This window comes from Aliiroseovarius subalbicans (assembly GCF_022678625.1).
Classification (GTDB): Bacteria; Pseudomonadota; Alphaproteobacteria; order Rhodobacterales; family Rhodobacteraceae; genus Aliiroseovarius_A; species Aliiroseovarius_A subalbicans.
This window is the reverse complement of the sequence record NZ_JALBYQ010000001.1, coordinates 459,581-479,042: the sequence shown is the minus strand read 5'-3', so window position 1 is coordinate 479,042 and position 19,462 is coordinate 459,581. Positions and strand designations below refer to the sequence as shown.

Genomic DNA, 19,462 nt, shown 5'->3' with positions numbered 1-19,462 from the left:
CATGCGTCGTATGATTTTTCCAGCATTACTGGCCCTGTCGGCCTGTATGCAGGCACCGAACGGAACAGCCACGCGCCAGGCCGAGATCACGACCCGTCAGGTCGCCTCGCTGCCCTCGGCGCTGCCGCCTATGAAGGCGTTCGCCGGGTCGCGGATCGCAGCACCGGCCCGTCCGAATGGGCAGATCGCCTCGGATTTCCTGGATCTTGCGTTCAGCCTGGAAAGCGGTCGCGCCCTGCCGGTTCTGACGCGGTTCGAAGGCCCTGTCACCTTGCGCGTTACCGGCAAAGCCCCCAGCGCGTTGCAACTCGATCTAGACAGGTTGTTGGCGCGGCTGCGCGTTGAGGCGGGGATCGACATCCGCCAGGTGGCGGGCACTCAAGCCGCAGGCATCACGCTTGAGGTCATCACGAAACGGCAGCTGCAACGCCTCGTCCCGCATGCCGCCTGTTTCGTCGCGCCCAATGTTGCCAGCTGGGACGAGTTCCGCAAGCTGCGCGGCACTCCCGCGACCGACTGGACCGCGATGACCAGCCGCAAACGCATGGCGGTTTTCATCCCCGGCGACATCGCCCCGCAGGAGATGCGCGACTGTTTGCACGAAGAGGTCGCGCAGGCGCTGGGGCCAGTGAACGACCTGTATCGCCTGAATGACAGCGTGTTCAACGATGACAATTTCCACACGGTTCTGACCGGGTTCGACATGCTGGTGCTGCGCGCCTACTACAGTCGCGATCTGCGCAGCGGCATGAGCAAATCCCAAGTGGCCGCACGGCTTCCGGGCATTCTGGCCCGTCTGAACCCGGCCGGTGGCGACGGCACGCCCGGTCGCGCTGCGCCGACCCCAACCGCCTGGAAAAAAGCGATCGAAACCGCCTTGGGCGCCACCACCAACACAACGCGTCGCCGTAGCGCGGCACAGGATGCGGTGCATATCGCCCGCACGCAAGGTTGGTATGATACGCGGCTGGCCTTCAGCCTCTATGCCCTGGGCCGTCTGTCTCTGGGCGTAAACAGCGACGTTGCGCTACAGGCCTTCCGTGAGGCGGAAACGATCTATAGCAACACCCCCGGCAGCGCGCTTCAGGCCGCACATATGGGCGTGCAGCTGGCCGCCTATGCCCTGTCCGCAGGTCAGGCCGAGCGTGCCATCGGCATCGTGAACACCCATGTCTCGCCGGTAATGCAGGCGGAAAATGCCGCCCTTTTGTCCACGCTCCTGATGATTAAAGCCGAAGCACTTGAGCTTGCAGGGCGCGGCACCGAAGCGCAGCTGGTCAGGCTCGACTCTCTGGGATGGGCGCGATATGGCTTCGGCTCGGATGCACAGGTGGGCGAACGGCTGCGCGAAATCGCAGCAATCTCGCCCAGTTAAGAACCGGGTCGCAGGGCCCGTGAAGGGGCCAAACATGATCGTCATCGCCGCCGCCATCCTTGGTGGGATCCTGGGATACCGCAACGCCGCCAAACGCGGCGGCAACCGGTTGGACAAACTGCAATATACCGTCGTCTATGGTATCGCCTTCACGCTGGTGGCCCTGTTCGTGACGGTGTTCATCGACCGGTCGCTGTAAATGTTCCTGCCGTTCTTCGAAACCCTGCGCGACAACAAGGTGCCGGTCTCCTTGCGCGAATACCTTGCCTTTCTCGAAGGCATGAAGGCGGGGCTTGTCACCTATGACATCGAAGGTTTCTACTACCTCGCCCGCACAGCGATGGTGAAAGACGAACGCAATCTGGACAAGTTCGACCGCGCGTTTTCCACGGCTTTCGAAGGCCTGGAAACGGTCACGATGGAACAGGTGCTTGAGGCCGTCGACATTCCCGAGGAATGGCTGCGTAAGATGTCCGAAAAGCACCTTTCGGCCGAAGAAAAGGCCGAAATCGAGGCGCTTGGCGGCTTTGACAAGCTGATGGAGACGCTCAAGGAGCGACTGAAGGAACAGGAAGGGCGCCACGAAGGCGGATCCAAGTGGATCGGCACTGGGGGCACGTCCCCGTTCGGCGCCTATGGCTACAACCCCGAAGGGGTGCGCATCGGCCAGGCCGAAAGCCGCCACCAACGCGCGGTGAAGGTCTGGGACAAGCGCGATTTCAAGAACCTGGATGGCGATGTCGAACTGGGCACGCGCAACATCAAGGTCGCGCTGAAACGCCTGCGCAACTGGGCGCGGGACGGCGCACATGAAGAGCTGGACCTGGACGGCACGATCCGCGCCACGGCAGAACATGGCTACCTGGATGTGAAAACCCGGCCCGAACGGCGCAATGCGGTGAAAGTACTGCTGTTTTTGGACGTGGGCGGCAGCATGGACCCGCATATCAAGGTGGTGGAAGAGCTGTTTTCGGCCGCCCGCGCCGAGTTCAAGCATCTGGAATACTACTACTTCCACAATTGCCTGTATGAAGGTGTCTGGCGCGACAACGGCCGGCGCTGGAACGATCAGACCCCGACCTGGGAGGTGCTGCGCACCTACGGACCGGACTACAAATGCATCTTCGTCGGCGACGCGTCGATGAGCCCCTATGAGGTCGCCTATCCGGGCGGTGCCAACGAGCACTGGAACGAAGAATCCGGCCAGGTCTGGCTGGAGCGCGCCCGCGAGCAATGGCCCGACCACATGTGGATCAACCCCCTGCCCGAACGCCACTGGCGCTATACACAGTCGGTGCAGATGATCAGCCAGATCTTCGAAGGCCGCATGGTGCCGATGACGCTGGAAGGCATCGAGCGCGGCATGCGCGAATTGGGACGGTAACGCGCAACATACGCGAACCTGTGGGCGGTAGCCCTCCGAGCGCAGCGAGGCCACCGAACGCCAGATTATTTGAAATAATCTGCACCTGCGGGGCGATGGCCTCGCTGCGCTCGGAACGCGCCTCTTCGGGGCTTGACCCCGCTCCTTGGACCGGCGCCAATGGGGTAAGCCAAAGGGACACCTGCCATGCCGCTTCACTTCGACGATACCGAATACACCGCCCGTGTCCGGGCTGCCCGTTCGGCGCTGACGGCCCAGGGGCTGGACGCGATCCTGCTCTTTGCCCCGGAAAGCCAGTTCTGGCTGACCGGCTATGACACCTTCGGCTTTGCCATGTTCCAGTGCATGGTGCTGACCGCCCGCGGCGATGTGCACCTTCTGACCCGCGCGCCCGACCTGCGCCAGGCGCTGCACACCTCGACCCTGCCGCGCACCCACATTCACGTTTGGAACGAATACGAAGGCGCCGATCCGACCCGCGACCTCGTGGTGCTGTTGGCCGAGCTGGGCCTGACCGGCGCGCAAATCGGCTTTGAAGGCCAGACACCGGGCCTGACGGATTTCAACGGACAGCGCCTGCGCGCCACCCTGCCCGGCCTGATCGAGGCGTCAGACCTGATGCGCGCCCTGCGCCGGGTGAAATCGCCTGCCGAGATTATGATGCACCGTCGCGCCGCCGCCCTGTCGGACGACGCGTTGGACGCGGCGCTGACCACCACCCGCGCCGGTGCCTTTGAAGGCGACATCCTGGCCGCGATGCAGGGGGCGGTGTTCAAAGGTGGCGGCGATTACGCGGGCAACGAGTTCATCATCGGCTCCGGCCCCGGCGCGCTGTTGTGTCGATATTTCTCGGGCCGCCGCCACCTGGACGCACGCGACCAGCTGACCATCGAATGGTCGGGCGCCTATGCGCGCTATCACGCGGCAATGATGCAGACACTGGTCATCGGCGAAGCCCCACCCGCGCAACGCCGGATGCACGCCGCTGCCCGCGAAGCGCTTGAAGCCTGCGAGGCCGCGATCCGCCCCGGCGCGCCGATGGGTGATGTCTATGACGCCCATGCACGCGTGTTCGACGCCCACGGGCTGAGCCATGCGCGGCTGCAGGCCTGCGGTTATGGCATGGGCGCGGTCTATAATCCGATTTGGGTCGATTTCCCGATGTTTTACGAAGGCAACCCATTGCAAATGCTGGCGGGTCAGGTGTTCTTTCTGCACATGATCCTGATGGACAGTGACGCAGGTCTTGCCATGTGCCTGGGCCATTCGGTTTTGGTCACAGAAACCGGGGTTGAGCGGCTGTCGCGTCACGCGCCGGACCTGCACGAGCTCTAGGGCGTCGCGACGGAAACCAGGCGCGCGTGCGTATTGAAACAGACCGTCGCCCGTTGGCGATTGGCAGAGGGAGCAGAGCCCGCATGATTTTTCTCAAACGCCTTTGGGCGGCAGCCCCGATCGCCACCACTGTTCTGGGCCTCGCGCTTGCCGTCGCCCTTGTCTTCGGCGGGCGCATGGTGGCCGATTGGGTCTATTGGAACGACCCGGCGCGGCAGGACCTGACCATCAAGCCGTGGATGACGCCCCGCTTTGTCGCCCATTCCTGGGACGTGCCGCGCCCGGTGATGCTTGAGGCGCTGAGCTTGCCGGAAAACACCTCTGGCCGCCCACGCAACCTGCGCGACATTGCTGAAGCAAACGGCGTCAACGTGGACGAATTAATCGCGGCGCTGGAGGCCGCAATCGCCGCCCACCGCGCCGCCCATCCGATCGAGGACGCACAATGAGCGAAACGGTGTTTGCCCTTGTCACCAGCTATGGTGTCTATGTGATCTTCGCCTCGGCGTTCCTGAGCTGCCTGGCGCTGCCGATCCCGACGTCATTGATGATGCTGTCCGGCGGCGCCTTCGTCACCACCGGCGACCTGACCCTGTGGCAGGTCATCGCCGCCGCCTATGCAGGTGCTGTGATCGGGGACCAGGCTGGCTTCGCGATCGGTCGCTTCGGCGGCACGCCTCTGGTCGAACGCATCGCTCGCACCCCGGCGCGCCACGCGGTGCTGGAACGTGCGCGCAAGCTGGTTGACCGCTACGGCGGTGGTGGCGTGTTCTTCTCAACCTGGCTTTTCGCCCCGCTTGGCCCCTGGGTCAACTTCGTTGCCGGGGCCACCGGCCTTGGCTGGGCGCGCTTTGCGCTGTGGGACATCCTTGGCGAAACGGTCTGGGTCAGCGTCTATGTCGGGCTTGGCATGGTCTTTGCCAGCCAGGTGTCGGCGGTGGCAGACGTGATGGGCAACGTGGTCGGGTTCTTGGCCGCCTTGGCCGTGGCCGGGGGGGCTGCGGTCTGGATCCGCGGGGCCCTGCGCCAACAACGCGAGAGGCGCGCCACGGCAAAAGCTGCGCGCTGAGCGCTGGCATCGGCCCGCGTCAGCCCTTATATCGACCCCATGCTAAAGTTCACGCCCCTCCTGCTCGCCCTGCTCTATGGCCTTGCGATGTATCGTTTTTCCGCCTGGCGCACTGCGCGCATGCTGGATGAACAATCAACTGAACTTGCCGACCCCAGGCTGAAAGCCCTCACCGATCGCATGGCCAAAGCGCTCGATCTGCCGCGCATCAAGGTGCATATCTATGAGGTCGAGCCGGTGAACGGGCTGGCCGCACCTGATGGCCGCATCTTCATCACGCGCGGGTTTTTCAATCAATACAAGGACGGCAAGGTCACGGGTGAGGAGCTGGCCTCGGTGATCGCGCATGAACTGGGCCACGTCGCCCTTGGGCATTCAAAACGGCGGATGATCGACTTTTCCGGCCAGAACGCCCTGCGCACCGCGCTGGCGATGGTGATCAACCGGTTCCTGCCCGGCGTGGGCGCCTTCCTGGCCAACCTCGTCACCTCGCTCTTGGCCGCGCGCCTGTCACGGTCGGACGAATATGAGGCTGATGCCTATGCCTCGGCCCTGCTGGTAAAATCCGGTATCGGCACCGCGCCGCAGAAATCGCTGTTTGGCAAGCTGGACGCGCTGACCGCGTCGCGCGCGGGCGCCGCGCCTGCCTGGTTGATGAGCCATCCAAAGACCGCCGAACGCATCAAGGCGATCGACGCGAACGAGGCCAAGTGGGTGCCTTAACCCGCGCCCTCCAGCGCCTTGCCCAGACGCGGCAGGCGCGCCTTTTTCATCAGCTTGCGCAGGGGCCAGTCCTGACCGGAAAGCCGCTCGGCCTCAGCCCGCACCCGCTCCACCACCGCACGGATCTCCTCTGGGTGACGGTCAAAAAGCGCGCGCAGGAACAGATCGGGGCTGTCGCGCAGCACGCATTCCTCGGCCAGCATGTGGCGCGGGAAATCCTTGTTGTTCATCGTCAATAGTACATCCGCCCCGCCAGCGATCGCGGCGGCCAGCACGTGGATGTCGTTTTCATCGGGCAGATACAACCGCCTGAGATCCCGGTCATGCGGGCGCACGCTGGCCTTGGGCCAGCGGGCGTTCAGGGCGGCAATCTCGCCCCGCGCCACGACCTCCTGCCCCTCGCCCAGCTTGGCGGCGGCACGCGCCCATTCTTCCAAAATGCGCGGCGACCACAGCGGGGTGAACAGCCCGGCCTTCGCCGCGCCCATCACCACCTCGCGCATCACGGTGGGATAGAGAACGCAGGCGTCGATAAGGACTTTCACCCGTCCAACCGGAAGAAACAGGCCTTGAGATATCCGCTTTCCGCCAGCTGCGGCAGTTGCGGGTGGTCCGGTCCGGCATATCCGGTGTGGATCAGCTGCGCCGAGCGCCCTGCCCGGCCAATGCCGCGCGCGCTGGAATTGCGAAACCGGGTCAGATCGGCGGCGTGCGAACAGCTGCACAGGCCCAGGTATCCGCCCGGTGCGACCAGGGGCGCGGCCAGACGCGCGAGGCGCTCATAGGCGCGCAGACCGGCCTCAAGCGCCTTTTTCGAGGGTGCGAAGGCGGGCGGGTCGCAGATCACCACGTCAAACTGCGCACCCTCTTCCTGCAAAGCCTCCAGCACGGCAAAGGCGTCGCCCTTCAAGGGCGTGAACCGGTCGGCCACACCGGTCGCCTCGGCCCCTTGTTCGGCCAGCGCCAGCGCGGGCGCTGATCCGTCAACCGCCATCGCGCTGTCGGCCCCGGCGGCCAGTGCGGCCAGGCCGAAGCCGCCGACATGGCTGAAAACATCCAGCACGCGCGCACCTTTCGACAGGGTGGCGGCAAAGGCGTGGTTCGGGCGTTGGTCGAAGAACAGCCCCGTTTTCTGCCCGCCAAGAATGTCGGCCATATAGGTGGCGCCGTTCATCGGCACCGGTACCGGGCCGTCCAGGGCGCCCTGTATCACAAGTGTTTCTTCGCCCAGCCCTTCCAGCGCGCGCGATCGGCCGCTGGCGTTTTTCACCACGGTGGACACGCCGGCGATGGTCATGACGGCGGCGGCCAGATCGTCCAGCATCACCTCGGCCCAGGCGGCGTTGGGCTGGATCACCGCGACGTCACCGAACCGGTCGATCACCACACCGGGCAATCCGTCGGCCTCGGCATGGACCAGACGATAGAACGGGGCGTCGTAAATCCGGTCGCGATGCGCAAGCGCGCGCGCCACGCGGGCCTCAAGCCAGGTGCGGTCGATCATCGCCTCGGGGTCACGGTCCAGCACGCGCGCGATGATGCGCGATCCGGTGTTCACCGCAACCAGCCCCATGGGCGTGCGTTCATTGTCCTCAAGCCGGGCGATCACACCGGGCGTCAACGCCTTGGTGCGCCGGTCGGTGACCAGTTCATTGTCATAAACCCAAGGGAAGCCGTGGCGGATCGCGCGGGCATTGGCCTTGGGACGCAGGCGGATGGTGGGGAGTGTGTGTGTCATGGCCCTGCCTTATCGGCTTTGGGCGCATGAGAAAAGGGCGGACCGCATGGCCCGCCCTTCCGGGGTCATTGCCCCGTCACTGTCTCAAGTGTCTCAATTCTCTGTCCACCGCTCACACCGCGCTTTCGTGCGATGTGCTCTGGGTGGTTTGAAGACGCTCAGCCCAGTTCCGATTGAATGAGCTGCGCCAGCTTTTCCGTGATCCGTTTGCGTTGCGTGATCCCCTGCGCAATATCTGCCAAGGCGAACTGGTTTGTGTGGGCTTCAAACTCGATTTCAAACGGACGCGTGGCTTCGATAACCGCACCGGTTTGGGCGTCAAGAACGGTCAGAAGCATCTTGATGTCGTGCGTTGCCGACCCTTGCGGCGCCCCGAAACGGGTCTTTTCTGTCAAGGCGTGGAAGCGGGTAAGTTCAAGCTGCACCTTCACTTCGCGTGTGCCGTCCATGCCCGCGACACCCTGGGTGATGGCTTCGGTGATCACTGCTTCAACCTGGGAATAGCGGTCGCCCAAGGGATCCTCTCGCCAAACAATGTCAGCATTCGGGAAAAAGCGGTTCGCCTCGGACACTTTGAGGGTTTTCGGCACGATGATGTCCACCTCGGTCACCGTGTAGTCACGAAGGACGACAGGGGCCACATCGGCGGGCGCTGCCACCAGGATCGGGGCGTTCGGGGCGTCGGCACGCGACACCAGATCGCCGTTTGAACAGGCTGACAAGCCGATCACGGTGCTTGCAAAAACCAGGAATGCGCGAACAGATTTCATTTTTTCGTCCTCCAGTCAGCGGGTGTAGCTGCCCGCAGTTCGCGAGTGTTTTGCTGGCGAATTGGGGCGTAAATGTGAAATCCCCATGAAAAAGCTGCGATTTGTGACGAATTGGAAACAGTCCATTCGCGAAACTGTGCAGTTGTTAGCGCTAACCATTCATGATAGAGCCGTCGCATCAGCCCCAAGGATGCGCAACCATGACCCTTCGACCCGAGCTTGAACAGATCACCGACCGCATCATTGCGCGTTCGAAATCAGGGCGCACAGCCTATCTTGCCAAGATCAACCACGCCGCCGAAGACGGTCCGCGCCGGGCGCATCTCAGCTGTTCGGGTCAGGCCCATGCCTATGCCGGCGCCGGCCCCGACCAGGGCGCGCTGGCCACCGGGCGTGCACCCAACCTGGGCATCATCACAGCCTATAATGACATGCTGTCGGCGCATCAGCCCTATGGCACCTATCCCGATCTGATCAAGCGCGTCGCGCGCGAGGACGGTGCCACGGCGCAGGTCGCGGGCGGGGTTCCGGCGATGTGCGACGGTGTCACCCAGGGCGAGGCCGGGATGGAGCTGAGCCTGTTTTCGCGTGATGTGATCGCGCTGGCGGCAGGCGTCGGGCTGAGCCACAACACCTTTGACGCGGCCCTGTATCTGGGCGTCTGTGACAAGATCGTGCCGGGGCTGGTGATGGCCGCGGCCACCTTCGGCCACATCCCGGCGGTGTTTCTGCCTGCGGGGCCGATGACAAGCGGGCTGGCCAATGACGAAAAGGCCAAAGTGCGCCAGAAATTTGCCACCGGCGACGTCGACCGCGACGCGTTGATGGCCGCGGAAATGGCGGCCTATCACGGGCCGGGTACCTGCACCTTTTACGGCACTGCCAACACCAATCAGATGCTGATGGAGTTCATGGGGTTGCACCTGCCGGGTGCGGCCTTCGTGACCCCCGGCACACCGCTGCGCGAGGCGTTGACCGCCGAGGGCACCCGCCGCGCTCTGGCAATCACGGCACTGGGGAGCGACTTCACCCCTGCCGGTCACATCCTGGACGAAAAGGCCTTCGTGAACGCGCTGGTCGGGCTGATGGCCACCGGTGGCTCCACCAATCTTGTGTTGCATCTGCCCGCAATGGCGCGCGCCGCAGGCGTGCACCTGACGCTGGAGGATTTCGCGGATGTGTCGCGCATCGTGCCGCTGATGGCGCGGGTCTATCCCAATGGTCTGGCGGATGTGAACCATTTCCACGCCGCCGGGGGGCTGGGCTTTATGATCGGCAATCTGCTGGACGAGGGTCTTTTGCATCCCGACACGAAAACGATTGTCGGTGAAGGGCTTGCGGCCTATGCGCGCGACCCGAAACTGTCGGGCGCGCGGGTGACATGGGAACCCGGCCCGCGCGATAGCCTGAACGACAAGATCCTGCGCCCGGCGTCGGATCCGTTTCAGCCCTCGGGCGGTCTGCAACAGCTGGACGGCAACCTGGGCCACGGCGTCATCAAGGTCTCGGCCGTGGCCGGGGATCGTCAGGTGATCGAAGCCCCCGCCCGTGTGTTCCACGACCAGGACAGCGTGAAAGCCGCCTTTCGTGCCGGCGAGTTCACCAGTGACGTGATCGTCGTGGTGCGCTTTCAGGGGCCGAAGGCCAACGGCATGCCTGAGCTGCACGGGCTGACCCCGTCGCTGGCCGTGCTGCAAGATCGCGGGCTGAAAGTGGCGCTGGTCACCGATGGCCGCATGTCCGGCGCGTCCGGAAAGGTGCCTGCCGCGATCCACATCGCGCCCGAGGCAATGGACGGCGGCCCGATCGCACGGGTGCAGGACGGCGATATCCTCAGACTTGACGCCATGGCGGGCACGCTGGAGGTGCTGAGCGACGGGTTCACCGATCGCCCCGCCGCGACGGCAGATTTGAGCGCCAATCAACAGGGCCTCGGACGCGAGATGTTCGAGGTTTTTCGCAACAACGTCGGTCTGGCCAGCGATGGCGCGGCCACGATCATATGAGGGTTCGATGACACCAGAAGTCGCATCGCGCAAAGCCGAAGAGATTTGCCGCCTGGCCCCGGTCGTACCGGTTCTGGTGGTTCATGACGTGGCCCACGCCCGCCCCCTGGCCGAAGCCCTTGTGGCGGGCGGCCTGCCCGCGTTGGAGGTCACCTTGCGCACGCCCGTGGCGCTGGAGGTCATCGCCGAGATGGCCAAGGTCGAGGGAGGCGTTGTGGGCGCGGGCACCTTGCTTACCCCAGCCGACGTCAAAGCCGCCAAGGCCGCGGGCGCAGAGTTCGGCGTGTCCCCCGGTGCAACCGACCTGCTGCTGGAGGCCTGCGAGAGCGCGGATCTGCCGCTTCTGCCCGGTGCCACCTCGGCCAGCGAAAGCATGCGGTTGTTGGAGCGTGGGTATTCCGTGCAGAAATTCTTTCCCGCCGAGGCAGCCGGTGGCGCGCCGTTTCTGAAATCGCTCGCCTCGCCCCTGCCGCAAATCCGGTTCTGCCCCACTGGAGGGATCGGATCAGACAACGCAGGCGACTACCTGTCGCTGCCCAACACGCTCTGTGTCGGCGGCAGCTGGGTTGCGCCGTCTGACATGGTGAAAAGCGGCGATTGGGACGGGATCACGGCGTTGGCGAAAGCGGCCAGCACCCTGCCCCGCTAGGCTCAGCGCCCCAGAAGCGTTCGGGCCAGTAGCCCTCCACGCCGGGCGAACTCGGAGCCGCCGACCGCGCCACTCAGCACGGTTTCAGGCGATTTCGCTGCGCGTTTCAGCACCGATTTCGCCCGCCACGCGGCCCGCAGCGCCGGGGTTGCATCACCCTCGGACAGGCGCCCCGGCAACGCAGCAAGCCCCGCGCATGCAAGCTCAGAAATCTGCGCCGTGTCGGGGGGCACATGGCCGCGCCCGGCGGCCACAAGCCCGGATTGCGCCAGGAACCAGTTGGCCAGCCCTTGCGCGGTGCCAAGTGCGACATACGTCGGCGTATCGGTCCCGCCCAAGGCCCGCGCCGACAGCACCATCAGGTTGCCAGCCGTCGCCTCGGCATAGCGTATCACCGCCTTTGTACTGTCCGGTTTGTGCCCCTCGACATCCGCCACCCGCGCCTCCACCAGCGCATGCAGACGCACCAGATCGGCGCTGGTATCACGCACCACCTGCGCCAGTGGCGCGGCAACCTCATGGGCGCGTGCCGGTTTGCCTGCCGCAATCTCGTCCAGCGTGTCGGACCAGAATTGCAGCCGCATCCGCGCGATCATCGGTTCATTCGACACAAACTCGGCCCGCGCCAGTTCAAGGTTGAACGCATAGAGCGGGAACAGCACGTCACGCGCCGCAACCGGCCCTGTCATGGCGGACAGAAAACGATCCGGATCGCCTTTTTGCACCAGCTCTGCGCAGGCCTGAATGCTCATCGGGGTCGCACCACGACCAGGGCATAGCCGAACTGATCGCGATGCGCGCGCCACACCGCCGCCTCGTTCGCCTGCTCGTCCAAAACGGCGGTCAGCGCGTCATCCGCCCCGGGCCGCAGCGCGGCAATACGCGCGTCCAGAGGACCGAAATAAGCCTCCCACGCCGCGTCCGACAGCACCTGAAGCCCCAAGAGGTCATAGCCAGCGGCCTCGATCCGCGCTTTCAACGTCTCGATCCCGGCAAAGGCCGGGTATTCATTCTTGAAGGCCATGACCGGCGCGGCTGGGTTGTCCCCCAGCATCACCAACTCGGAAAACGCCACCACCCCGCCGGGCGCCAGCGCGTCGCGCCATGTGGTCAGACCTTCGGTGATGCCCAGGAAATACAGCGCACCGGCGCACCAGATCAGGTCATACGGTCCACCGGGCCGCGCCATGTCGCCGACCTGCGCCGTGACGCGGGTGTCCTCCGCCCAGGCTGCGTTGATCCGGTCCACGAAGGGCGCATGGGCCTCGATCGCGGTCACGTGGCCCTGCGGGGCGGCGACCAAAAGGTCGGCGATATCCGCGCCCGGTCCACAACCCGCGTCCAGAATGCGCGCGTCCGGTTTTACCTCGGCCAGTTCCAGCGCCCAATGCAACGACCCGGCATCGCCCGGCCCTTCGCGTGGCACATCAGCATGCAGGGTGAAGAACGCGTCGGTCACGCCCGCGCCCCATCGCGCACCAGTTTCCAGGTGATCGCGTCCAGAAGCGCCTCGAACGAGGCATCGACGATGTTCGGGCTGACGCCCACGGTGGACCAGCGGTGCCCCGCCCCGTCTTCGCTGTCGATGATCACGCGGGTCTGCGCCTCGGTCCCGCCCTGGGTGATCCGCACCTTGAAATCGACAAGCCGCATGTCGTCGATGATCTGCTGGTACTGGCCCAGATCCTTGGACAGCGCCTTGGACAGCGCGTTCACCGGACCGCGATCCGACCCGGTTTCGTCCATGCTTTCGGACACCGACAGCTTCTTCTCACCATCCACCTTCACCACGACGACCGCCTCAGACAGGCTGACCATCTTGTTGTATTTGTTCTTGCGCCGCTCCACCGTGACCTTGTAGCGCTTCACCTCGAAGTACTGCGGCAACTGCCCAAGGGCGTCACGCGCGACCAGCTCGAACGACGCCTGCGCGCTGTCATAGGCATAGCCCTGATCTTCGCGCGCCTTCACCTCGTCCAGGATGCGGCCAAGCGCCGGGTCTTTGGCACCAACCTCGATCCCCGCGTCGGCCAGGCGCGCCCGCAGGTTCGACTGCCCGGCCTGGTTCGACATCGGCACGATGCGCGTGTTCCCGACCACGGACGGGTCGATGTGTTCATAGGTCGTGGGATCCTTCAGGATCGCGCTGGCATGCAGCCCCGCCTTGTGGGCAAAGGCACTGGCCCCCACGAAGGGCGCCGATTTGTCCGGCACCCGGTTCAGGATGTCGTCCAGCTGCCGCGAGACCTTGGTCAGACTGGACAGCGCCGCCCTGGGCACGTTGAGGTCATACATGCTGGCATAGGGTTCCTTCAACAGAAGGGTCGGGATCAGCGTGGTCAGGTTCGCGTTGCCACAGCGTTCCCCAAGGCCGTTCAGCGTGCCCTGCACCTGCCGCGCACCGGCGTCGATCGCCGCCAGCGAACAACCCACCGCGTTGCCGGTGTCGTCATGGGTGTGAATGCCCAGATGATCACCGGGAATGCCCGCTTCGATCACCGCACGGGTGATGTCATGCACCTCGCTGGGAAGCGTGCCGCCGTTCGTGTCGCACAACACAACCCACCGCGCGCCCGCGTCATGGGCGGCCATCACCGCCTCCAGGGCATAGGGCGCGTTGGCCTTGTAGCCATCAAAGAAATGCTCGGCGTCAAACAAGGCTTCACGGCCCTGAGCCACCAGATGCGCCACACTCGCGCGGATGTTGTCCAGGTTTTCCTCAAGCGTGATACCAAGCGCGGTGGTGACGTGGAAATCATGCGTCTTGCCGACCAGACAGACAGCAGGGGTTCCGGCGTTCATCACCTGCGCCAGCACATCGTCATTCTCCGCGCTGCGCCCGGCCCGCTTGGTCATGCCAAAGGCGGTGAAGGTGGCTTTCGTTTCCGGCGCCTCTGCAAAAAACTCGCTGTCCGTGGGGTTCGCGCCGGGCCAACCGCCCTCGATATAGTCGATCCCCATCGCGTCCAGCGCGGTTGCGATCTGGTGTTTCTCCGGTGTCGAAAACTGCACGCCCTGCGTCTGCTGACCGTCGCGCAACGTGGTGTCGTAAAGGAAAAGGCGTTCAGTCATGTCCAACTCCAAAATTTTCTAGAAAATTTTTCCGTGGGAGATTTTTCTAGAAAAATCTCAGTGGCGGGACTGAAGCCAGTCATGTCAGTGCCTCCAACTTGGTCAGATCCACATTCGGCCCCGGCACTAAGTCGACACTGTCCTTGGACATTTTCACCTGAACGTCAGCCTCTGTCAGCGCGGTCTTCAACCGGTCAACTTCGTTGAAATCCTTGGTTTGCATCGCTGCCACCCGGGCGGTGTGCAGCTTTTTTGCCAAAGCGGACAGGTCCAGCAAAGGCGAGTTCGCCCAGCCCCCCATACCGTCCGTCAACAGCCCCATCACCTGTGCCGACGCCAAAAGCCCTGCTGCATTTCCGCTTGCCGCCAATTTGTGCAACTCCGCTACTGCACCTGCCGTGTTCAGGTCATCCGAAATAGCGGCCAAAACCGCCTCCGAGGGGCTGGGTGCGGGGTCGATCCCTGCAGTCAGGCCACGCCACTTGCGCAATGTCGCTTCGGCCTCGGCCCGCTTTTTCTCGGTCCAGTCCATCGGCTTTCGGTAATGGGTTTGCAAAAACACAAACCGGATCACCTCGCCCGGCACCGGCGGCTGGCCGTCGTGGCCATCCAGCAGGTCATGCACGGTGAAGAAATTGCCCAGCGATTTGGACATCTTCTTGCCCTCGACCTGCAGCATTTCGTTGTGCATCCAGTAGCGCGCGAAATCGCCGTGTGGATGAGCGCAGGCCGATTGTGCGATCTCGTTTTCATGATGCGGGAATTGCAGGTCATTGCCCCCCCCGTGGATGTCGAAACTGTCGCCCAGCAGGTCGTGGCTCATGGCCGAGCATTCGATATGCCAGCCCGGACGCCCCCGCCCCCAGGGGCTGTCCCAGCCCGGAAGATCTTGCGTCGACGGTTTCCACAGCACGAAATCCATCGGGTTGCGCTTGTAGGGCGCAACTTCGACCCGGCTGCCGGCGATCATGTCGTCTACCGAGCGCCCAGACAGCGCGCCGTACTTGTCATAGCTTTCAACCGCGAAGAGCACGTGGCCCTCGGCTTCATAGGCGTTACCCTTTTCGATCAGGTCGGCAATCATTGCCACCATCGGTCCGATGAATTCGGTCGCGCGTGGCATGTGATCGGGGTGCAGCGCGCCCAGGGCGTCCATGTCGTGCAAATACCACCCGATTGTTTCATCCGATCGTCCCTGCACCAACTCCTCCAAGGTGCCAGGCGCGCCAGCTTCCTTGCGCGCCAGAGCCGTTGCGTTGATCTTGTCGTCCACGTCAGTAAAATTGCGCACATAGGTCACATGACCGGGCCCATAAACATGGCGTAGCAGGCGATAGAGCACGTCGAATACGATTACCGGCCGGGCATTGCCCAGGTGCGCGCGGTCATAGACCGTCGGCCCGCAGACATACATGCGCACGTTGTCCGGGTCGATCGGGGTGAACAGCTCTTTCGAACGGCTCTTGGTGTTGTAGAGTTTGATCTCGGTCATAACGTCCTCGCACGCGCTTTCGCGGCGGGCTTAGCAACTTCATCACATGTTTGGAATAGAAGAACGGCCCGCCTGACGATGTCAGTGGGTAATGCAGCAAATAATGATGCAGGTGTTCTGTGTCATGAGAGATATCTAGCAGGCTTCGCATCCCGCGCCAAGCCTGATAAGATGCGCGCATGACCCGCGATGACGTCAATGCCCTGTGTGCAGCCTTTCCCGGCGCTGAATGGTCCGAGCCCTTCGGGCCCGGCAATGACGTGTGGAAAGTCGGCGGTAAGATCTTCGCCACCCTCGGCGCAAATGCCCCCGGCCTGTCGGTGAAAACCCCCGATATCGAAACCGCGACGATGCTGATCGACGCGGGCGTGGGACAAAAGGCGCCGTATTACCACCGTTCCTGGGTGATGATCCCTTGGGCGGATGACGACGAACTGACGCACCGGCTGAACCAAAGCTATGACATCATCCGGGGCAGCCTGACCAAGAAGGCCCAGACCGCCCTGCCCCCGCGCGGCTGAACCTCAGGCCTGCGCCGCGTTGGTTTTTACCGCCAGCATACCCTTCATCCACAACTGCATCACCTTCCAGGCAATGACCGGAATGATCAGGGTTGCGGCCACCAAGGCCAGCCCACCCAATACACGGAAAACATCACCAAAGCCTGCCAGATACAGCATCTGCATCAGGGTGGAGAACGCCGCGAGCGGGAAGGTGAACGCCCCCCACAGAGGGCTGAACCCGGTCGTGGTGATCCAACGGCCAAGAACCAGCAATCCCGCCAGTATGACAATCGCCACGAGCCCCAGGCCCAGGCCCAGTGTCGGCATCCCCGACAGGACCGCGACCGTGCCCAGAACTGACGCGGGCGCCACGTGGATCGCCAGCAGCGGGCGCAGCGGCGGCGGTACGTCGCGCACCATGACCTGACGGATCGAAATCCCCCAGATCACAATCGCCAGCGTGAAGCTTACCCAGAAAACGACGGTATTATAGCCTCCCCAGCCCAGCGGCAGTGCGGCCAGAGGGGACAGGATGAACCCGACATAGCTCAGATGCCAGACCGGGGTGACCACCCGCGCCTCAACGGGGCCAGTGACCAGATCGCGGATCAAGGTCAGGGCCAGGATGACATGGCCACCGACCGCAAGCACCAGCACCAGCTGCGCCAAGGCGGTCGAATAGACCACCAGGGTCGCCGCCAGCAACATGCCCGACAGCATCATTGCGGCCAGCCCTGCCCGACCCGGCAGCACCTTCAGGTCTTCGCGAAACACGCCCGGGCGTTGTGCCACCTTGGCCAGGTAGGCCACCACGGCGAACAAATAGAGCAACGTTACTGCGCCCAGGATCAGCTCTCCGAATTCGGAGGGGATCGCAAAGGTCTCACCGGCGCGCCGCCAGGCAAGTCCCAGGCCGAAGGCCCCGAAAATGGGCGGAAAGATCGCCGGCGGCGTGCGCTGAAACGTCCGCGTCTTTTTCGGCAAAGGCGGCGGCGGCGGGAAATGAGGGGCATCTTGCATGGCGCTCTCCTGTCTCGGGTTTGCAGCGATCTAGCCTGTCATATGCCTGTGCAAAAGGGGCAATTCACCGCCCCTGCGCTTTTGCCGCATGCCCTAGGGCGCAACAGCAGCTCGCGCGGCCGCAAGGTTCGCCTGCATCCCCGCGCGCAACAAAGACACGTCCGATCCGGTGCCCAGAAACGTGACCCCAAGGTCGCGGTAGCTGGCGAAATCGGACGGATCATAGTGAATGATCCCCGCAGCCTTGCCCGACGCCCGAATGCGGCTGACAGCATGGGCGATGGCCTCCTTCACCTCTGGCGCCGCAGGATTGCCCGGATGGCCCATGTCTGCCGACAAGTCCGCCGGGCCGATGAAGACACAGTCCACGCCCTCAGTTCCCGCGATGTCGTCAATATTTTCAATGGCCTGACGCGTTTCAGCCTGAAGTAACAGGCAAATCTCAGCATCCGCCGTGGCAACATAATCATTGTCCGTGCCAAAGCCCGAGGCCCGCGCCACCGCGGCCCCCATGCCGCGCACCCCAGCTGGGGCATAGCGCGTGGCGCGCACCATTTGCGCAGCCTGCGCACCGGTATCCACCATCGGGATCAGCAGCGATTGCACCCCCAGATCCAGCGCCTGCTTGATCACCCAGTCTTCACCGATCGGCACCCGCAGAACCGAGCTGATGGGAAACTGCCCAAGCGCGCGCAGCTGGCCCAAGATGGTGGTCGGGTTATACGGGCCGTGTTCACCGTCGATCAGCGCCCAATCATAGCCCGCGCGCCCGGCCATTTCAGCCGCGCCCGCGTCGCCCAGATTCAACCACAGACCCAGCTGCATCTCGCCCGCCGCCAAGGCCCGTTTCAACTTGTTTTCCGGAGCCGCCATGCCCAAACCCTTTGTTTAACACGTGAATTACCTCACGCTACACCAGAGCCACTCGCCAATCAAAGCATAAAGCATGCCGCAGGCATTCCGCTGGATCAGACCCGGTTAAAGGTAATCCGACCGCTGCAGGCCATACTTGGCCATCTTCTCGTTCAAGGTCCGGCGCGGCAGACACAGCTCCTCCATCACTCCCACGATTGATCCCTTGTGGCGCCGCATCGTGTTGTCGATCAGCATGCGCTCGAACGCTTCCACGTATTCCTTCAGCGGCTTGCCCTCGGTGGTCATGACCGGCTGAACCTCGTCATGGTCGTTCATCAACAGGCTGGAAATCGTTCCAGTGCCACGACGGTTCTGCAACACAGCGCGTTCGGCGATGTTGGTCAGCTGGCGGATGTTGCCGGGCCACGGCGCCTGCAACAGCTGCGCGGCCTCCTGCGCGGTGACACCGGGGGCCGGGCAGCCGTATTCTTCGGCGAACTGGTCGGCAAACCGGGTGAACAGCATCAGGATGTCCTCACCACGCTGGCGCAGCGGCGGCAGGGTGATCTTCATCGCGGCCAGCCGGTAATACAGGTCTGGGCGCATGCTGTCTTCGCAGGTCTTGCCCTGCTCTTGCAGGTTGCACACTGCGACCACGCGCGTTTCAGCCGGCGTGCCCTGATCGTTGATCCAGGACAGCAGCTTGGCCTGCAACTTGTCAGGCAGCGCCTCGATGTCTTCCAGCACCAAGGTGCCGCCGCGCGCGTCCTCGACCAAGGGCTGGGTGCCACCTTCCTCCATCGGGCCGAACAGCCGGCGGCCCAGGTCGTCCTCTTCCTGCCCCGCGCAGGGCACGACGACGAACTTGCGGCCCGCCTTCGCGCCGACCGCATGCAGCGCATGGGCCACCAGCGTCTTGCCGGTGCCGGTTTCGCCGTCGATCAACACGTGACCGTCGGCCTGGCCCAGGTCCAGGATATCCTCGCGCAGCCGATCCATCACCGGGCTGGACCCGATCAGCTTTTTCATCATTGTCGAGCCATCACCCAGTTCACGCCGAAGCGCGCGGGCGTCCAGCGTCATGCGCCGGGCCTGGGTGGCCTTCTTGGCCAGCTCGGTCATCTTGTCGGGGTTGAAGGGCTTTTCCAGAAAATCATAGGCCCCGACCCGCATCGCCTCGACCGCCATCGGCACGTCGCCGTGGCCGGTGATCATGATCACCGGCAGCGCGCTGTCGACGCTCATCAGCTTTTTCAAAAACTGCATCCCGTCCATGCCGGGCATGCGGATGTCGGACACGACCACGCCGGGGTAGTCCGCCCCCAGCGATTTCAGCGCATCCTCGGCCGACGGAAAGGTTTCGGTGTCGAACCCCGACAGGGCCAGCCATTGCGAAATGGATTGCCGCATGTCCTGTTCGTCATCGACGATCGCGATCTTCATTGCCTGTGCCATGTCTTCACCCTTCTGA

General features: G+C 63.8%; 20 protein-coding genes. 10 read left to right on the top strand and 10 right to left on the bottom strand.

The features are described 5' to 3' along the window. Nucleotide 1: 1 nt before the first annotated feature. From MN188_RS02370 to MN188_RS02340, 7 genes are all read left to right on the top strand, one after another. Nucleotides 2-1,375 carry a DUF2927 domain-containing protein gene (locus MN188_RS02370; protein WP_242105642.1) on the top strand — a complete coding sequence of 458 codons (1,374 nt, stop codon included), beginning with the start codon at nt 2-4 and terminating at the stop codon, nt 1,373-1,375. A gap of 34 nt (nt 1,376-1,409) precedes the next feature. Further along, nucleotides 1,410-1,574, top strand: coding sequence for a hypothetical protein (locus tag MN188_RS02365; protein ID WP_242105632.1), 165 nt, complete (start codon nt 1,410-1,412; stop codon nt 1,572-1,574). After that, entirely contained in the window at nt 1,575-2,759 is a 1,185-nt protein-coding gene (locus tag MN188_RS02360) for a vWA domain-containing protein (RefSeq protein WP_242105630.1), read from the top strand. Nucleotides 2,760-2,945: 186 nt separating this feature from the next. After that, nucleotides 2,946-4,094: a M24 family metallopeptidase gene (locus tag MN188_RS02355; protein ID WP_242105628.1), complete on the top strand. Its 1,149-nt coding sequence runs from the start codon at nt 2,946-2,948 to the stop codon at nt 4,092-4,094. An 83-nt stretch (nt 4,095-4,177) separates the two neighbouring features. Beyond that, nucleotides 4,178-4,543, top strand: a complete 366-nt coding sequence (locus MN188_RS02350) for a hypothetical protein (RefSeq protein WP_242105626.1) — start codon at nt 4,178-4,180, stop codon at nt 4,541-4,543. Beyond that, nucleotides 4,540-5,163, top strand: coding sequence for a DedA family protein (locus MN188_RS02345; protein WP_242105624.1), 624 nt, complete (start codon nt 4,540-4,542; stop codon nt 5,161-5,163). The genes MN188_RS02350 and MN188_RS02345 overlap by 4 nt, the downstream gene beginning before the upstream one ends. A gap of 39 nt (nt 5,164-5,202) precedes the next feature. Continuing rightward, nucleotides 5,203-5,886, top strand: a complete 684-nt coding sequence (locus MN188_RS02340) for a M48 family metallopeptidase (protein WP_242105622.1) — start codon at nt 5,203-5,205, stop codon at nt 5,884-5,886. Here MN188_RS02340 and MN188_RS02335 read toward each other — a convergent pair. The 3 genes from MN188_RS02335 to MN188_RS02325 form a co-directional block, all read right to left on the bottom strand. Then, a complete protein-coding gene (locus MN188_RS02335) occupies nt 5,883-6,431 on the bottom strand; it encodes an RSP_2648 family PIN domain-containing protein (RefSeq protein ID WP_242105620.1) in 549 nt (182 codons plus the stop codon). The genes MN188_RS02340 and MN188_RS02335 overlap by 4 nt on opposite strands. Further along, a complete protein-coding gene (locus MN188_RS02330; protein ID WP_242105618.1) occupies nt 6,428-7,624 on the bottom strand; it encodes an RSP_2647 family RNA methyltransferase in 1,197 nt (398 codons plus the stop codon). Before MN188_RS02330 ends, MN188_RS02335 begins: the two co-directional genes overlap by 4 nt. A gap of 158 nt (nt 7,625-7,782) precedes the next feature. After that, nucleotides 7,783-8,394, bottom strand: a complete 612-nt coding sequence (locus MN188_RS02325; RefSeq protein WP_242105616.1) for a DUF6778 family protein — start codon at nt 8,392-8,394, stop codon at nt 7,783-7,785. 200 nt (nt 8,395-8,594) lie between these two features. On the opposite strand from MN188_RS02325, the gene edd reads away from it, so the two are divergent. Beyond that, on the top strand, nt 8,595-10,400 hold the full coding sequence (edd, locus tag MN188_RS02320) for a phosphogluconate dehydratase (RefSeq protein WP_242105607.1): 1,806 nt from the start codon (nt 8,595-8,597) through the stop codon (nt 10,398-10,400). Between the two features lie 7 nt (nt 10,401-10,407). Continuing rightward, the gene (gene eda, locus MN188_RS02315; protein ID WP_242105606.1) at nt 10,408-11,049 is read left to right on the top strand and encodes a bifunctional 4-hydroxy-2-oxoglutarate aldolase/2-dehydro-3-deoxy-phosphogluconate aldolase; all 642 of its coding nucleotides are present in this window, start codon (nt 10,408-10,410) and stop codon (nt 11,047-11,049) included. A gap of 2 nt (nt 11,050-11,051) precedes the next feature. Here the strand turns inward: eda and MN188_RS02310 are convergent, their stop codons facing one another. From MN188_RS02310 to cysS, 4 genes are all read right to left on the bottom strand, one after another. Continuing rightward, nucleotides 11,052-11,801, bottom strand: coding sequence for a squalene/phytoene synthase family protein (locus MN188_RS02310; protein ID WP_242105604.1), 750 nt, complete (start codon nt 11,799-11,801; stop codon nt 11,052-11,054). Next, nucleotides 11,798-12,508, bottom strand: a complete 711-nt coding sequence (locus MN188_RS02305) for a class I SAM-dependent methyltransferase (RefSeq protein WP_242105602.1) — start codon at nt 12,506-12,508, stop codon at nt 11,798-11,800. The genes MN188_RS02310 and MN188_RS02305 overlap by 4 nt, the downstream gene beginning before the upstream one ends. After that, nucleotides 12,505-14,121: a citramalate synthase gene (cimA, locus tag MN188_RS02300; protein ID WP_242105594.1), complete on the bottom strand. Its 1,617-nt coding sequence runs from the start codon at nt 14,119-14,121 to the stop codon at nt 12,505-12,507. Before cimA ends, MN188_RS02305 begins: the two co-directional genes overlap by 4 nt. Before the next feature lie 79 nt (nt 14,122-14,200). Beyond that, complete coding sequence (gene cysS / locus MN188_RS02295; protein WP_242105592.1) at nt 14,201-15,613, bottom strand: cysteine--tRNA ligase; 1,413 nt, start codon at nt 15,611-15,613, stop codon at nt 14,201-14,203. 179 nt (nt 15,614-15,792) lie between these two features. Between cysS and MN188_RS02290 the strand changes: the two genes are divergently transcribed. Beyond that, nucleotides 15,793-16,134 (top strand): MmcQ/YjbR family DNA-binding protein, encoded by a 342-nt coding sequence (locus MN188_RS02290; RefSeq protein ID WP_242105590.1) that lies wholly within the window; start codon nt 15,793-15,795, stop codon nt 16,132-16,134. A gap of 3 nt (nt 16,135-16,137) precedes the next feature. Here the strand turns inward: MN188_RS02290 and MN188_RS02285 are convergent, their stop codons facing one another. The 3 genes from MN188_RS02285 to MN188_RS02275 all read right to left on the bottom strand — a co-directional run bounded on the left by MN188_RS02285 (nt 16,138) and on the right by MN188_RS02275 (nt 19,446). Then, nucleotides 16,138-17,136, bottom strand: a complete 999-nt coding sequence (locus MN188_RS02285; RefSeq protein WP_242105588.1) for a TDT family transporter — start codon at nt 17,134-17,136, stop codon at nt 16,138-16,140. A gap of 93 nt (nt 17,137-17,229) precedes the next feature. Continuing rightward, nucleotides 17,230-18,009 (bottom strand): HpcH/HpaI aldolase family protein, encoded by a 780-nt coding sequence (locus tag MN188_RS02280; protein WP_242105587.1) that lies wholly within the window; start codon nt 18,007-18,009, stop codon nt 17,230-17,232. A gap of 105 nt (nt 18,010-18,114) precedes the next feature. Then, nucleotides 18,115-19,446, bottom strand: coding sequence for a sigma-54-dependent transcriptional regulator (locus tag MN188_RS02275; protein WP_242105585.1), 1,332 nt, complete (start codon nt 19,444-19,446; stop codon nt 18,115-18,117). Nucleotides 19,447-19,462 lie beyond the last annotated feature (16 nt).